This window comes from Lachnospiraceae bacterium GAM79 (assembly GCA_020735665.1).
Classification (GTDB): Bacteria; Bacillota; Clostridia; order Lachnospirales; family Lachnospiraceae; genus Coprococcus.
Genome location: CP085928.1, coordinates 2,324,701 through 2,340,943, shown reverse-complemented (window position 1 = coordinate 2,340,943; position 16,243 = coordinate 2,324,701). Strand labels below are relative to the sequence as shown.

Here is a 16,243-nt window from a genome sequence, read left to right as displayed (position 1 = left end):
CATTATCGCATTTTTTTATAGAGAATGCAATGAAATAATTGTAGCAAGGCAGCACATGCTTTGGTATAATTAGTATGGTTACAAAAAAGGAGAGTGTATAAAACGGAGGATATACATGAGAAAAGGGAGATTGGCGGTTGTTACAGTCTTTGGAAGCCTTGCAGTCGGGCTTGCTGCCTGTACGGTATTGTCAGGCAGAGTTTATAATAGCGTGTTGTACGATATTGTTCCATGGCTTGTTACGGGGATGGTCTGTGTAATACCGACGGTATTGTGCGGAAAACTGGAAACACCAAGACTTAGCAAATGCAGAAACGGCTGTATGCAGCTATTTGTATTCTGTGTATCCACAGTGCTTACAATTATATATACCGTTTTATGTATGGCAAAAGTTCTTCCGGCTGAATATATACCGACAAATGGGAAAATGTGGGTATTTCATATATTGACAGCGATTCTTGTGGAAGCAGTTGTGTTCTGGAATGGAATGATCCGGATATATCTGACGTCAGAACAGCTTGGTATCAAATGGAGAGGGATCGGAGCTGTATGTGGCATGATACCGGTTGTAAATCTGGTCGTACTTGGGAAGATACTTCGCTTGACGATAGGAGAGGTTTCATTTGAAAATGATAAGGTTCGATTGAATCGGGAACGGAATAAAGAGCAGATCTGCAAAACAAAATACCCGATTCTGCTGGTGCATGGTATCTTCTTCCGGGATTTCAAATTGTTAAATTACTGGGGAAGAATTCCAAAGGAACTGGAGACAAATGGTGCAGTTCTTTTTTATGGCAATCACCAGTCGGCAGCATCGGTTCCGGCATGTGCGCAGGAGCTGGATGCAAGAATCCGGGAGATCGTAACTGAAACGGGCTGTGAAAAAGTAAATGTGATCGCACATTCAAAAGGTGGTCTGGATATGCGCTATGCCTTATCAGAACTTGGTACAGATCGGTATGTTGCATCACTAACAACGATAAATACACCGCACCGGGGATGTGAATTTGCAGATTATCTGTTAAATATTGTTCCGGAAAAAGAGCAGCAGAGCGTGGCAAAAGCGTATAATGCAGTATTTAAAAAACTGGGCGATGATTCGCCGGATTTTCTGTTGGGAGTAAAAGATCTGACAGCTTCGGCATGTAAAGCCCTAAATGATAAATTACATGATGCACAGGGCGTGTTATATCAGAGCGTTGGTTCGAGGCAGAATGTGGCAGGAAATGGCAGATTTCCGCTGAATTATACATATCGATTGGTAAAATATTTTGATGGAGCAAATGATGGACTGGTAGGCGAAAAATCATTCCCATGGGGAGCAGATTTCAAATACCTGACAGTGGAGGGGAAGCGTGGAATCTCGCATGGAGATGTGATCGATCTAAACCGGGAAAATATTCCGGGATTTGATGTCCGGGAATTTTATGTGAAGCTGGTTCATGATTTAAAAACAAAGGGATATTGATGTATAAAAGAAAAGGAGCAGTATGATAATGGGAGAAAAAAAGCGAGTTTCAAATGCAGCAGGAAAAAAGAAAGCAAATCAAAACACTGCAAAAAACGGCAGGCGGCCATCCTCGGGTAGAAAAAGACGCAGAGGCATGACGGCAAATCAGTTTATAGTGATAATGGCAGTTGTTGTCGGAATCATTCTGGTATTTACAGTCAGTAAGATCATGCAGAATCGCTATATGAAGGTGACAAAGATAGGAAGTGAATATGCACTTGGAACACCGTTTGATATAAAGAATTATGTGCAGCCGGTAAATGATAAAGCAACAGTAGAATGTGATGAAGCTGATTTTCAGCCGGATAAGGTCGGACCTTATAAGGTGAAATATACAGTTAGATGCGGCAGGCTAAAGAAACATAATATAGTTACGATAGAGGTTGTGGATCATGATTTCCCGGATATAACGGGACCTGAGAAAATTGGCGTGCTCAAAGGGGAGATGGTCGATCTGTTGAAATATTATAATGTAAATGATTCTGAACCGAATCTGGCAGAAAAGCTCACGATCGATCAGGAAATAGACACCAGTGAAGGCGGATATGCAGAGTATACTCTCCGCGTGATTGACTGGGGAAATAATTCAGCATCCAAGACGATTACGATCGGTGTATTTGATTTTACAGATGATCAGAGGGCTGTGGCGCTGGCGGTAAGGGAATATAACCGGGAATTTAGCAGTGCTGTAACAGACAGCGGTGTATATTATATGGAAAAAGATGATACAACCGGTTATGTGTTGATCGGAAGTGATAATGTATATGAAGCAGGTGCTGATAACAGCTGCACCAGAATCGAGGCAGATGAGAATCTGATCCAGTCAATCCAGAGCAATGGTTCATGGATGGAGATAGGCGGCTATTCCTACTTCAATTACAATATACAGGAATAATCATTGGTGGCAGAGACGCTATAGTATTCTTTTGGAGGGGTATCGTATGGATAATACAGAGTTATTTTTAGACAAATATAAGGAACTTGAGAATGCGGCAATCAATGAATTCAAGCTTCCGCCGGATGGTTCGGCGGTTGCAAAGCTGGAAAAGAGAAGTGAGTTCAAAGATATTCGATTTGAACTTAACTACTGTCGAGAGGTTCGAAATCTTCTGCAGCATAACCAACGCTTGGATGAGGAATTCGCCGTGCAGCCGGGGAAGAAAATGATTGAGCTTCTGGATATGGTTCTGGATCGCATCAAGAATCCTGTACGGTGTATGGATATCGCAGTACCATTTAATGATCTGGTATGGCGATCTCTGGATGATCCGGTTATGCCGGTTATACGGATCATGAATGACAGAAATATTTCCCATGTGCCAATCTTAAAGGATAAAAGAGTGGTGGGAGATTTCAGTGATAACTGTATCTTTCCTTATCTGCTGGGTGATACAAACTGCCACATCGATGAGAAAACTCGGTTTCGAGATCTGCAGGAATATATCGAATTGGAGAAACACCCATCAGAACGCTTCCGATTTGTCGCATATGACGAAAAGGTATCCAATATTAAAAAATACTATGAAGAAAGCAGGAGAGATCATGAACGTATCGGATTGATCTTCCTGACCGAGACAGGACACCCGGACGAACGTCTGCTGGGAATTCTGACTTCATGGTTAATTATAGGAAATTAAAAAGATATCAGGAGCGCAGGGCTACAGCCACAACCAGCCTGATGGTATATTGACGTACTACAATTTCTATTCAATGTGTATTGCCGGTAAATACTTTTGTGCAAACTCGTCCTTCGGACTCAAACATGCACCCGTATCTACCGGCAATATGCATTTCATAACGAAATTTTCGTTAATGTCAATATACCATCAGGCTGGTTGCGGCTGTAGCCCCACGCTCCTGATTTTTTTATTCTATAGATGACATATAGATGTTCAGCAGCTTAAGTGCGGTATCCTGCACTTTAGGCGGGCTGTCATTTAACTGCGATAGAATCTCATCTTTATATTCTTGAAATGCCGGCGGTTCTTCTGTCAAAATATCATTTGGCGTTATATGAAGTACGCTGCATATTCTCAGCAAAGTATCAAGTCTCATATTTACATTTCCACGTTCAATATCAGCATAGGTTCGATCTGACAATCCTGCTAATTCAGCAACTTCTATCTGTGTCAAATGTACTTTCTTTCTGAATTGAAGCAGTTTGTTTCCTATCACATGAAAATCGGATATTATCACAGAATTACCTCCTTGTAATCTATATATAGGAATTATACTTCTTATTTAAATTGACAAACAGGAACTATAACTGTATAATGGCAGGAAGAAAAGTTCCTGTATATGTGTAGTATTACAACATATAAGTGAAAAATGCGGAGGAGAAAATGAAAGCAGATAATTTACAAAAGAATACCGGATTGAATGCAAATACCCTGAAACTGATCGCGGTAATAGCCATGGTCATACAGCATGCGACGATTGTGTTCTATCCAACAGAGAACGCACTACATTGGACCTTGTATGCGGTAGGAAGAATAACAGCGCCTGTTATGTGTTTCATGATAGTAGAAGGATACTATCACACATCAAATATCAAAAAGTATTTGATGCGTTTGTTTGTAGCAACCTTGATCTCACATATACCTCATGCACTGGCATTTGGATATTCACCATATGAGTTCTGGAAAGTGACAAGTATTATGTGGTGTCTGTTTTTAGGTTTGCTGGCATTAGTGATATTTAATAAGAAAGAAATACCACTGATCTTAAGACTGTTCGGTGTCGGTATTTGCTGCATTTTGTCATTCCCCGGCAATCTGAATTGTATTATCGTTCTGTGGATAATGGCATTTGGTGTATTCAGAGATAGTAACCGGAAGAAATATACAGCGTTTTTTATCGTTACGTTGTGTTACCTTGCAGAGTTCTGGGTTATAAGTTCACACGGAATACCATGGATCAGACTGGTATCGTTATTGGCAATCCCATTGTTGCTGATGTACAACGGCAAGCTTGGTAAGAAAAGCAAATGGATACAGTATGGATATTATCTTTTTTACCCGCTTCACCTTTTGGTGTTATACGGTCTGAAGATGTTGATCGGATAAATGGATGATAAATAAAAAGCAAAACAAAGGAGAATTAAAATGAGTAACTATAGTTTTGGAGTGCGCACTAAGAGATGGATCAGATTTTCAATTAACTATATAAAAGAAAGAATGCGTGGTCTCGATTTCAGTATGGTCTATGTCGGAGATATCCAGAAAAATGTAGCAGAATTTCATGGCTACAGTATGACAGATGAGAAAGACATGAAACGTATGCTGAAGGCCATCCCGGTCAATCCAAGTGAATGTTCATTCCTTGATGTAGGATGCGGAAAAGGAATCTGTATGAAATGTGCGGTTGAAAGCGGATATGGCAAGGTTGCCGGTCTGGATCTGGATAAGCACTTGTTAGGTATCGCAAAGAAGAATATGTCTATTTTAAAAATGGATGTAAGATTGATAAATGCAAATGCTGTGGATTTTGACGGATATGCTGATTTCGATGTTTTCTATTTCTACAATCCTTTTGGTAGAAGCGTTTTTGAGCAGGTTATAGAGAAAATCAAGGAAAGTCAGAAGACAAGAAACCGTGATATCTGGATCGCATATTATCATCCGGTATTTAGTGAATTATTTGATAAGGCAGGCTTTGAATTGAAAAATGAAGTAAAAGATAAGACCAGAGATACAACTACAAAATTCTACTATATGCCAAAGTTGAAATAAAAAAGATATCAGGAGCGCAGAGCAATGGTCACAACCAGCCTGATGGTATATTGACGTACTGCAATTTCTATTCAATATATATTGCCGGTAAATACTTTTGTGCAAACTCGTCCTTCGGACTCAGACATGCACTCGTATCTACCGGCAATATGTATTTCATAACGAAATTTTCGTTAATGTCAATATACCATCAGGCTGGTTGTGACCATAGCTCTGCGCTCCTGATATTTTTTTATATATTATGATAATGGTGGACGACGAAGTTCGTTGTCCAGTTCGGACTGATCGATAGCGATCGTCTTTGTATTCTTGATTTTTTCTACACGTCTCTTCCGGTGACGCTTATGGATATGTTTGATCAGAGTGATGATCAATAATAAGATAACACCGATACTGATCAGAACAACAGATAAGCCATAACGATCCAAAATCTTATCAAAAAGATTGTAATTATCTTCCTGCCAGATATTCTCCTTTTCCAGAGTTGACTGGATACTGTTTATACTGTGCATTGTTCCTTTACAGGTTGGGATTCCCGGCAGCCAGTCAGATGCTGGCGTCAGATTATTTGCCTGTTCACTTGTAATATTGAAATAATCGTAGATCAGGACATTTTTACCGGACGTTGTCTCAGGATCATCATATGCAAGATCGACAATGTACCAGCCATCATCAAGACATACCATGTTCCATGCGTGGGAATTATAGGTTTCAGAATCCTTGTCTTCTTCAGAAGATGATGTCACATTTCCTTCTACATAGATGCATTTAACACCGAGATAGTCCATAACGGCTTTAAATGCTTTAGCATATCCAAATGAAGTCGCACTTTTATGTTTGGAGTTAAATACTCCGTCTAAACTGTAGCACCATGAATCTCCGGAATGAGAAGCTTCGCTTTCCGTATCAAAATAAGTATCATCAATAATTGCATTATGGATCAGATATTCTTTTTGGTAGTCAGGAAGATCTTTATCTAAATTATCTGCATAATTGGAGATGACAATATTTGCATTATTTCGGATAATCTCCCGGGTATTCCCGTTTGCATAATCATCATAGCAGATGATCTGTACTTCATAGCAAACCGAACCGCCATCTAAGGATTTAGCATTGTATTTGAAATCAGGTGACATCCAGAAATACATTGGGTTATCTGCAAGAACTGCATTTACAACACTCTGCATACCAGATGCGCCAATAACTTCCCAGTTTTTACTGGTTACATTAATCGTGAATGCTTTGTAATAATGAGTTTCGCCTGATTCACGATACTCCGCATTCTGATTGGATTCGTGGTAGGCGGTAGCTGCTTCTTGTAGCTGATTATATACATTTTTGTATGCATCATTGTCAAACCTGTTATAATAATACTTCGTTGTATCAATATCTGCATAGGTATTGGTCTCTTCTGTCGTATCATCCGTTGTATTATCCGCGGCAAGTATGGTCATATTCGGTAATACAAGGATAATTGTCATCAGAAATAGTAGTAATTTCTTTCTCATAAACACACCCCGATCCATATCTTTTACGATGAAAAGATTATAAATTTATACTTTGTCATTTTACCACAGAGTGGAAATTATTACCAGTAAAAAACGCTTTTCTGTAAGCCTGCCCAATAGATTTCGGACTAACGCTTGAAATGGGAATGAAAAATGTGTAATATTGACTAAACATAGAGTAAAAATAATGAGTATGTTACAGAAGGAGTGCTGATATGGGAGCATCAAGTTGTGATTTATGTGCACATTACGTGTATGATGATGAAGATGATTTTTCAGAGTGTATGGTGAATATGGATGAGGATGATTATGCCAGATTTATAACCAGTTCATATGAAAGTTGTCCGTATTTCCAGTTGGATGATGAATATAAAGTAGTTCGAAAGCAGATGTAAGAAAAGCACACGTTGGCTGAAGAAGTATATATAAAATATACTATCAGACAATGTGTGCTTTTTATATAAGAATCGGATGCAGTCTGAAATGAGAGAGCGCCTGATCTGTGATCACGCGTGATCCTCCGGCGACTTTTTGAAGGATTCCACCAGATCGGTCAGATATACATATCGATCCATCAGGTGTTCCAGCTTCATTTCAGCCGATTCTTTTTCAGCCATCAAGTGATTCAGCTTTGTAAAATCAGTTGCGGCAGCTGCAATCTCACGATCTAATCCGTCTATCTTTTCTTCGCAGATCATGATATCGTTTTCAATATTGTCATATTCACGCTGCTCATTAAAGGATAATTTGGTCTTTGTGCGTTTTGGTGCAGCTTCTTTTTTGGAAGCATCTGATCTTTCTGTGACTGATGGTGTATTCTTTCGTGAAGCCGTAATATTTGCTTTGCCTGCACATTCAGTGTCACTTACAGATTTCGCTGAATTTGCAAATGAACCATGTTCCAGATAATAATCGGTATAACTTCCTTCGAACTGGTTGATGTGTCCTGTTCCGTCATAGACGAATAAACGTCTGACAACACGATCCAGAAAATAACGGTCATGCGATACAACGATCAGGATACCGGGGAATGAGTCCAGATAATCTTCCAGAATGCAAAGAGTTGATATGTCCAGATCATTGGTAGGCTCATCTAAGATCAGAACATTCGGAGAACCGGCAAGTACTTTTAACAGATAGAGTCTTCGTTTTTCACCACCGGATAATTTACCGATCTTCTGATACTGAAGGGTCGAGTCAAATAAAAATTCTTCGCATAGGGTAGAAGCAGGCATATATCCGTCAATTGTTCGGATGAATTCTGCCTTTTCCTTTACATATTCCAATACACATTTATTATCATCTAAAGGTTCATTCTCCTGAGAGAAATAACCGATATTTACCGTTTCTCCAACCTCGATATAGCCACTGTCCGGTTCCAGAATACCCGTGATCAGTTTCATCAGTGTGGATTTGCCGCAGCCATTTGGACCTGTAATACCGATCCTGTCGGTTCTTAAAAAGTTATATGAAAAATGCTCAATCAATGGATGAGACATTCCCGGAAAACTCTTTGATATGTCGTGCAGCTCGATCGTTTTATTCCCTAGCCGGGTCGTGATCGAATTTAAGGTTACGGATTTATCCATCTCGATCGGTTTCTCGGCGGATAGAACTTCAAATCGCTTAATATGTGCTTTTTGTTTGGTGCCTCTGGCTCTTGCGCCGCGTTGGATCCATGCAAGCTCTTTACGAAGGATTGTCTGGTGTTTTCTCTGAGTGGCCAGAGCGATATTTTCCCGTTCTGCCTTAAGGGCAAGGAAGCCTTCATAGTTTGTTTCATAACGATAGATGTATCCTTTATCGATCTCTGCGATCCGGTTTGTTACACGGTCAAGGAAATATCTGTCATGAGTGACCATGACCAGTGCACCTTTATAATTGTTCAGATATTCTTCCAGGTATTCCGTCATATCGTTGTCCAGATGGTTCGTTGGTTCGTCTAAGACCAGAATATCACAGTTGGACAGCAGAGCGGCAGCAAGTGCAACTTTTTTCTTCTGACCGCCGGAGAGGGTGGAAACCGGAATACCGGTATCGTTAAAGCCGAGCTGATCAAGAATTGCTCTGGCATCACCTTCAATGCTCCATTTATTTTCTTCCGTGCTGTTGGCGGTTATAACATGTTCGTATATTGTTTCATTGTCGTCAAATGTCGGGCTCTGTGGAAGATAATTGACAACAATGTTGTTCCCACGCACTACAAGCCCTGCGTCACAGGTATCTAAACCTGCGATCATTTTCAATAAGGTTGATTTTCCGGTTCCGTTGATTCCGATTACACCGATCTTATCACCACTGTTGACGGAGAAATCAGCTCCCTTGAAAAGCACTTTATCTGTATACGCCTTGTGGATATTTTTCATAGTTAATAAGTTCATTTGTATTTCCCAAACCATTCTTTATATTTGTTTCTTATAGAATAGACTGTTGATATTATGTGGCAGTACACTACTACTATACTGGAAACTGCACTTATTTTATGATGGTTTCCCGGCTACGTCAATAAGAGTTTTACGCACACTTGCCTCCGTGCGTTTAAAATATATAAAACAGATAAGAGATTATTATTTTACACAAAAAAATGCAGGAAAATGAAAAAAAGGATATCCGAATATTGTGACCGGATATCCTTTTTTACGACTGCTCTTATAGCTCCTGTTTGTCGTATATTCCTTTTATTAAATGTAAGTTGCCTTATGCGACTGCTGGTTCAGCAATGAAAGGCTTCAGTGTTGACATATATGAATCGGAAATACCATCATAGAATTTTACGGTTAATTCATCTCTCAGATCGAGACTGATAACACCAAGAATAGATTTTGCATCTACCATATAGTTTTTGTTTGTAGCTGATATATCGACATCGCCATGATATCCTCTCATTACATCTACAAACTGCTTTACTTCATCAACGCTGCTTAATTTTACTTTAATGTCAGTTGATTTAGCCATAAAACTCGCCTCCTTGATTTGTTGAACAATTTATAATCCTTTTTTTTGCTAAAGTCAAATTATGAAAGTGTGAACAAAAAGCAAAATTATTACCAATTTCTAAAATTTTTTAAAGTGAATAGAAATTTCAGCTTAAAGAAATTCAAAAATCGTCATTTTTTAGTTAAGGATATTCATTTATATGTAGTAAAACTGTAATGGTGTTACAAATTGCTATGAAAAATTTGTACAAAATAGGAGAAATTGGTGATTTTGGTGTATATTTTCGGTATAATACAGGTAAATAGCAGTTGATATGTATCTGCTTTTGTACAAATAGCTGTAAAAAAACAGGGATTGATCGGAACAAAAGCAGACAGAAACGGAGGTGGAAGTATGATCTATCAGGAAGAATCAGGACGGGAATATCACATAAAGACCGGGAAGAACGAGATCGGAAAATATGTGATCCTGCCGGGGGATCCGAAGCGGTCAGCGAAGATCGCAGCTTATCTGGATGATGCAAAGCTGGTTGCGGACAACCGGGAATTCGTGACATATACCGGATATCTGGAGGGCGAGAAGGTCAGTGTAACATCGACCGGTATCGGCGGACCATCAGCAGCGATTGCATTGGAGGAACTGGTGCATTGTGGCGCAGATACATTTATAAGGGTTGGAACCTGTGGCGCGATGCAGTTAGATATCATGGGAGGAGATATCGTGGTGGCAACCGGTGCTGTTCGGATGGAGGGTACATCAAAGGAATATGCTCCGATCGAATATCCGGCTGTTGCAAGCTATCCGGTCATTCAGGCACTGACAAAAGCCTGCGAGACGACGGGAGTCCGATACCATACCGGAGTTGTTCAGAGCAAGGATTCCTTCTATGGACAGCATGAGCCGGGAACCAAGCCGGTGTCCTATGAACTGGAAGCCAAATGGGAGGCATGGAAGCGGATGGGCTGTCTGGCGTCCGAGATGGAGTCCGCGGCGTTATTTATCGTAGGGGCTTATCTGGGTGTGAAGGTCGGAGCCTGTTATCTGGTGGTTGGAAATCAGGAGCGAAAAGCAGCGGGACTTGAGAATCCACTGGCATACGATACGGACATGGCAGTAAAGACCGCAGTTGAGGCAGTCCGGCAGTTGATTCTGGATGCAGGGAAAGAATAAAATCTATTAATATAAGTAAGAAGTTATTGAAAAAAATGTTAAAACATATACAATGTTTATAACGGTATTTGGTAAATATTAACAAAAAGAACCTGACGATATAATTTTTCGGGTTCCAAAATATCAGATAGGAGGTCAGTAATGGACAGAAAGGATTTGGAAGCAAAGGTTTTACAGGCTGTAGCTTGTGTTATGCCGGAGATTGACATCAGCAAGCTTGACATGACAGCCGAGTTGACAAAAGAATATGGGGTTAATTCTGTATCGATTATTCAGTTGATCGTAGAACTTGAAAATGATTTCAATATTGAATTTCAGGATTCAGAACTCGCATTGGGTTTGTATTATGATATGAATGATGTGGTTGCCGCTGTTGCAGCCAAGTTGAACTAGAGAAGATAAGGGAGGTATAATCATGAGCAATAAAAAGATATTGCCGGTCAGCTACCCAATGATTACATCATGGCAGTGGCATGCAACATTATTCTCAATTCTGGGGGATGACGAAAAGGCTAAGAACTGGATCTTCAGCAATTACATCCAGCTTAGATGTTATAATATTGAGGAGATTTTCACAGGAGATGAGATGCTTCTGGCAGATATGATGCCGGGAAGCAGTTCTTTGAAGGAGTGTCCATATCTTCTGTTCTCACTGATGACAAAAGAGCAGGTAGAGAGCTACTGTGGAGATATCATTAACTTCATTATTAAAACGATCGACCTGAACGGATATGTCTATGGTGTATTTGACGAGGCAAAGATTCTGTGCGATTCCGGTGCAGATTACAAATTCCCACATGAGTTATTTATCTTTGGCTATGATAAGGATAAGGAAGAATTTCATGTTGGTGATTTTACGTTTGGTGAGCATTATTCTTATTCAACTGTATCCTTTGAGGATGTTAAACGGGGTTACGATATCATAACAGCATCCGAAGATCATATGTTTAAGGATGATTATAAAGGCAGACGTGGTTTATATGTGATCCAGAAGAATACCGCTGAGATGTATTATGATCTGGATGTGGCATATATTAAGGATACATTGGTTGAATATCTGGACGCAAAGGATTCCAAGAATCATTTCCGTATGATGAGAAATCGTTTCTCAGATACAGTATTCGGTGTAAATGTATACGATGCAGTATATAAGCAGATCGAAAAGCAGCTTTCAGGAGATGAGCCTGATTTTGATATCCGTGCACTTCACCTGTTATACGATCATAAGGTTCTGATGAATGAACGCCTGAAGTATATGATGGCAAAAGGTGTGTTGGCTTATGATAATGAGATTCTTGACGAGTACATGGAGGTTGTCAACAATATGCTGACAGCAAGAAACCTTCTGATCAAGACATCCATCACAGGAAATGTGAACTGCCTTGATCGTTTTGAGAAGTATATCATGACCGCAAAGGCCAAAGAGATTGAGGTCCTCAACAAGGTTGTCGAGAGACTTTAAAGTAGCAGACGAAAACACCACGGTGTATGGTCAAGTGACGAACTCAGGCTGGGCTTATATTATTATGAAGCAAACCTTTCCGAGCGTCGGTACTTAGGCTGCGCCTTGTGCAGCCTTATGTACCGCTACGCCGAGGAATAGAGCGAAAGCGTTTTGCGTAATAATAGATACAAGCCCAGCCTGAGTTCTGTTTCTTGAAATGTATATACCGTGGTGTTTTCTGTTTGTGGAAGAGTCAAAGACAGAAAAATATAGCCGGCTGTTCGGCAACAGATATTTTCATGAAGCAAGCCTATTCAAATGTCGGTTCTTAGCGATCCACGGAAGTGGGAGCTTAGTACCGTTACATGAGAATAGAGCGGGAGCGTCTTGCGGAATGAAAAGTATCTGAGCCGGACAGCCGGCTATATTTTTCGTCCATCTATTTCACTATATGGATCTCTGAAGGCTGATAGTAAAAGCTGTCGGTTGCGATATAGCGGTTGCGGTAGTCAGGATCTGTGGTTTCTGCGTCATCATCCGTATGAGCAAGGACATCGTAGGATACGATGCCTTTGGTGGACACTTCCTTTATGAGCAGATAGGAAGCACCTTTTAAGGATATCGGTTCATCGGTGAGGGTGGCTGCTTTTTGTGTGTCGCTCCAAAGTACGGTATTGTCATCGGACATACCATAGAAGGTGTAGCTGTCTACAGGATCAGAAATGGATCGTACCGTAAGGGAGATCGTATTCGTTGTAGTGGCATTGGAATCGATGCCCGATTCTGTGTAGCTTTCAGAGAAGGATTGAGTCGTTGATTCGCCTTCGTTCATGATTGAAACAGGAGAGCCGGGTGTTATAAAGAGATCACCATTTTCTTTCTGATAGATTAGATTCAGATAGATATAATAAAGATCTGAATCTGTGGAATAATCTGTTTTGTCCGGATCAACATAGAGAGTGCCGGAAAGGGATAAGGAAGCTTCTGTGGTACCATCGGGTGGATACATATAATTGCTTTGACCGATTAGTGTATGGGATGAAGACTCATAGGAGGTAGTGCTCGTTCCATCGGAACCGGAAATGTTTATAGATGGTTCAGCCATCATATCGGAACAGAACGAATAATAAAAATTTCCTTCTTCTTTGGATACATCAACTTTAATTGCAGCCAGATAGCAGCCGGAGATATCGGGATTATTCGGTTTGAAAGTATCTGTTTTCTGATCATATGTGCAGGAAGTCGGTTCTTCCTGATCATCCAGAGGTGTTGCTGTACAATAGATACCAACCAGATGCTTGGTAACTGCAGATGGGGTATTTTCTTTCTTTGCAAGCTGACAGCCGGAAAGGACAGTCAGAACTAAAAGGGTCAGTATACTTATAGATAAAAATTTCTTCATGCTTCTTCCTCCTCATCAAGATTTCCGTCAAATGACAGAATATCGCCTACATCACAGTGCAGGTAGTAACATATTTTATTGATGGTTGTAAATCGGACACCTTTTGCTTTTCCGCTTCGCAAAATGGAAAGATTTGCTTCGGTTATGCCGATCTTTTTGCATAATTCTTTAGAAGTCATATTATTTTCTTTTAAGACTTTTTCCAGATTGATCTTAATTGCCATATGAAACCTCCGTATTAAATGAATGCTTCATTTTCTTCTTCCAGCGTGTGTGCTGTCTCGAATTTCTTTGCAAGGATAAATGCCGTTACGGTCAGAAGTATCTCTATAATAGGAAGAGATACGGTAAAGGTCGTATCTGAAAGTGACGGAAGCATAAGAAGCTGCAGGATGTTCCGAACAACTTCAAGTACTGCCGTAATGCAGAGAACTCTTACACACAGATGGGAGAGTGCCCCTGCATCCTGGATCGTCTGATCGGTGAAATGATTGTCTTTCAGAGAACGACACAGCCGGAAAGATGCGATCAATACCCAGATGAATAACAGGGATGGAACCAGGTCGCAGAGGAGTAACGGAATGCGGTCAGGTTGAAATGATCCCATGCTGCCATTATCAAGCATAACAGCACCATCTTCTGATGATATGATCCGGGAATACAGGTCGGGACCTGTTTGATCTGCAGAAGCCCATAGTTTTGGAAGCTTTATGAAACAGATATTAATGATTGTTATGATCATTACAAGAATGATGAAAACCTGAGCGATCTTTGCCAGATTGATCTCATTTGCATGCCGGATCATGGCAAGAACCCGGAGAATGATGTAACAGATAAAGATGGACCACAGGGTTGTCGATATTGCCAGATCGATCATAGGTATCGAATAACGAAAATAGGGGGTCATAAGCCCCGGATTTATCATCAGGTAAATGCCGATAAAGAGGGCAGCAGAGCATACGAGTAACAGATAGTCTGCACGGATCTTCTTTTTCCTCAGACAAAGAAGCAGAAATGCGATTGCCGGGAGACAGCAGATAATGATATAAAGTATGATCGCGATACAGTTACCGGAGCTTCCGGATAATGAAAGCTTTCGAAGCCATACTGCGATCCATTCAAACGGAGTTGTAAAAATCTGATTCATGGTTATATCCTTTCTGATAGCTGATTTTATCTAAAAATTATCGAAAAACAATAATTACAGTTTCAAAATATCATTAAAATTATCGTTTGTCAATAATTTCTATGGATTGTGAGCTTGATTCATTTATGCAGGTCTAATATAATAGAAATTGCCGTGTTCAGATTTCGTATCATTTGATTGAAGGATAAAATGATCGTTGGCATTTCGGCACCGGCATAAGGGAACATGGGAGAGTAACATTCTCAGTGACGATAAATAAATGTTTGTGAGGCAGAGATATGATTTATTCTTATCCGGATTATTATAAAAAGTTTAGATGTATAGCGGACAAATGCCCGGACACCTGCTGTTCTGACTGGCAGATCGTGATTGATGATGAATCACTGGAAAAATATCGAAATTACGCAGGAGAATACAGGCAGACACTTCATCGGAATATACAGTGGGAAGAAGGCGTATTCGGACATAACCGGAAGGGCAAATGTGCATTTTTGCGGGATGATGGACTGTGTGATATGTATAAGCATATGGGAAAAGACAGCTTATGCACAACCTGTCGGGAATATCCAAGGCATACGGAAGAATTTGAAAATATAAGAGAGATTTCATTATCGCTTTCCTGCCCGGAGGTGGCAAGGATATTGATGCAGAAGACAGATCCGGTAACATTTGTCTGTGAAGAAGACGATGAGGAAGAAGTATTTGAGGATTATGATTATTTCCTGTTTTCCAATCTTGAGGATATCCGGGAGGAGATTTTGAAGATTACCCAGAACCGGGAAGAAAGTCTGAAAGCAAGGATCAGAAAAGTATTGCAGATCGGTGCTTCCGCACAGAGACATTATGAAGAAGGGGATCTGATCGACTGGGGTGAATGTGAGGATACAGATAAAGTCTGCGTGAAAGATGAATATGAACTGTTCCGGAAGCATATGAGATTCCTGTCAGAGGAGCTGGAGCTGTTATATCAGGACTGGGATGATGTGTTGGTGGAATCCGAAGTGCTTTTGTTTGATCTGGGGGAAGCCGGTTTCACAGAGAATAAGAAACGATTTCTGTCATGGTGGGGAAACAGCAGCCTGCCTTCACTTGAGATCGTGCTGGAGCAGATCGTTGTTTATTTTATTTCGATCTATTTGTTAGGTGCGGTCTATGATGGGAATATTCTTGGTAAAATAGATTCCGCGGTGGGACATGTGACAGTAATCTTCCTGCTGCTTCTCGCCAGATGGATAAAGTGCAGTGAGAAGTTAGAGATGGCTGATCTGATCGAACTGGTGTACCGGTATTCCAGAGAGATCGAACATTCGGATGAGAATCTCGACCGGGTGGAAGAACTGGACTGGTTTATAAGAATATAATTTGAATTTCAGTGAACTCTATAGCATACTATA

At 40.4% G+C, this 16,243-nt stretch carries 17 protein-coding genes; 10 read left to right on the top strand and 7 right to left on the bottom strand.

Going from position 1 to position 16,243, the window contains the following annotated elements:
- Positions 1-115 precede the first annotated feature (115 nt).
- The 3 genes from LK416_10630 to LK416_10620 are packed head-to-tail and all read left to right on the top strand — an operon-like array spanning position 116 to position 3,147.
- Positions 116-1,468, top strand: coding sequence for a triacylglycerol lipase (locus LK416_10630; GenBank protein UEA74107.1), 1,353 nt, complete (start codon positions 116-118; stop codon positions 1,466-1,468).
- 28 nt (positions 1,469-1,496) lie between these two features.
- Entirely contained in the window at positions 1,497-2,405 is a 909-nt protein-coding gene (locus tag LK416_10625) for a hypothetical protein (GenBank protein ID UEA74106.1), read from the top strand.
- Positions 2,406-2,451: 46 nt separating this feature from the next.
- Complete coding sequence (locus tag LK416_10620) at positions 2,452-3,147, top strand: hypothetical protein (protein ID UEA74105.1); 696 nt, start codon at positions 2,452-2,454, stop codon at positions 3,145-3,147.
- A 229-nt stretch (positions 3,148-3,376) separates the two neighbouring features.
- On the opposite strand, the gene LK416_10615 is transcribed toward LK416_10620, so the two are convergent.
- Positions 3,377-3,706 (bottom strand): helix-turn-helix domain-containing protein, encoded by a 330-nt coding sequence (locus LK416_10615; protein UEA74104.1) that lies wholly within the window; start codon positions 3,704-3,706, stop codon positions 3,377-3,379.
- 146 nt (positions 3,707-3,852) lie between these two features.
- Between LK416_10615 and LK416_10610 the strand changes: the two genes are divergently transcribed.
- Positions 3,853-4,575, top strand: coding sequence for a conjugal transfer protein TraX (locus LK416_10610; GenBank protein UEA74103.1), 723 nt, complete (start codon positions 3,853-3,855; stop codon positions 4,573-4,575).
- Positions 4,576-4,614: 39 nt separating this feature from the next.
- Positions 4,615-5,241: a class I SAM-dependent methyltransferase gene (locus tag LK416_10605; protein UEA74102.1), complete on the top strand. Its 627-nt coding sequence runs from the start codon at positions 4,615-4,617 to the stop codon at positions 5,239-5,241.
- Between the two features lie 239 nt (positions 5,242-5,480).
- Here LK416_10605 and LK416_10600 read toward each other — a convergent pair whose 3' ends face one another.
- The gene (locus tag LK416_10600) at positions 5,481-6,749 is read right to left on the bottom strand and encodes a transglutaminase (GenBank protein ID UEA74101.1); all 1,269 of its coding nucleotides are present in this window, start codon (positions 6,747-6,749) and stop codon (positions 5,481-5,483) included.
- 215 nt (positions 6,750-6,964) lie between these two features.
- On the opposite strand from LK416_10600, the gene LK416_10595 reads away from it, so the two are divergent.
- Entirely contained in the window at positions 6,965-7,144 is a 180-nt protein-coding gene (locus LK416_10595) for a DUF6472 family protein (protein UEA74100.1), read from the top strand.
- A 111-nt stretch (positions 7,145-7,255) separates the two neighbouring features.
- On the opposite strand, the gene LK416_10590 is transcribed toward LK416_10595, so the two are convergent.
- Both LK416_10590 and LK416_10585 read right to left on the bottom strand, forming a co-directional pair.
- Positions 7,256-9,130, bottom strand: a complete 1,875-nt coding sequence (locus LK416_10590) for an ABC-F family ATP-binding cassette domain-containing protein (protein ID UEA74099.1) — start codon at positions 9,128-9,130, stop codon at positions 7,256-7,258.
- Positions 9,131-9,446: 316 nt separating this feature from the next.
- Positions 9,447-9,704, bottom strand: a complete 258-nt coding sequence (locus tag LK416_10585) for an HPr family phosphocarrier protein (protein UEA74098.1) — start codon at positions 9,702-9,704, stop codon at positions 9,447-9,449.
- A 375-nt stretch (positions 9,705-10,079) separates the two neighbouring features.
- Between LK416_10585 and udp the strand changes: the two genes are divergently transcribed.
- The 3 genes from udp (at position 10,080) to LK416_10570 (ending at position 12,318) form a co-directional block, all read left to right on the top strand.
- The gene (gene udp, locus LK416_10580) at positions 10,080-10,856 is read left to right on the top strand and encodes a uridine phosphorylase (protein ID UEA74097.1); all 777 of its coding nucleotides are present in this window, start codon (positions 10,080-10,082) and stop codon (positions 10,854-10,856) included.
- 141 nt (positions 10,857-10,997) lie between these two features.
- The gene (locus LK416_10575) at positions 10,998-11,249 is read left to right on the top strand and encodes an acyl carrier protein (protein ID UEA74096.1); all 252 of its coding nucleotides are present in this window, start codon (positions 10,998-11,000) and stop codon (positions 11,247-11,249) included.
- A 22-nt stretch (positions 11,250-11,271) separates the two neighbouring features.
- On the top strand, positions 11,272-12,318 hold the full coding sequence (locus tag LK416_10570; GenBank protein UEA74095.1) for a hypothetical protein: 1,047 nt from the start codon (positions 11,272-11,274) through the stop codon (positions 12,316-12,318).
- 421 nt (positions 12,319-12,739) lie between these two features.
- Here LK416_10570 and LK416_10565 read toward each other — a convergent pair whose 3' ends face one another.
- The 3 genes from LK416_10565 to LK416_10555 are packed head-to-tail and all read right to left on the bottom strand — an operon-like array spanning position 12,740 to position 14,849.
- Positions 12,740-13,702, bottom strand: coding sequence for a hypothetical protein (locus LK416_10565; protein UEA74094.1), 963 nt, complete (start codon positions 13,700-13,702; stop codon positions 12,740-12,742).
- Positions 13,699-13,926 carry a helix-turn-helix transcriptional regulator gene (locus tag LK416_10560; GenBank protein ID UEA74093.1) on the bottom strand — a complete coding sequence of 76 codons (228 nt, stop codon included), beginning with the start codon at positions 13,924-13,926 and terminating at the stop codon, positions 13,699-13,701. The genes LK416_10565 and LK416_10560 overlap by 4 nt, the downstream gene beginning before the upstream one ends.
- Before the next feature lie 14 nt (positions 13,927-13,940).
- The gene (locus tag LK416_10555; GenBank protein UEA74092.1) at positions 13,941-14,849 is read right to left on the bottom strand and encodes a DUF2975 domain-containing protein; all 909 of its coding nucleotides are present in this window, start codon (positions 14,847-14,849) and stop codon (positions 13,941-13,943) included.
- A gap of 278 nt (positions 14,850-15,127) precedes the next feature.
- Here LK416_10555 and fliB point away from each other — a divergent pair, with 278 nt between their 5' ends.
- Positions 15,128-16,210, top strand: a complete 1,083-nt coding sequence (gene fliB, locus LK416_10550; GenBank protein UEA74091.1) for a flagellin lysine-N-methylase — start codon at positions 15,128-15,130, stop codon at positions 16,208-16,210.
- The last annotated feature ends 33 nt before the right edge of the window (positions 16,211-16,243 follow it).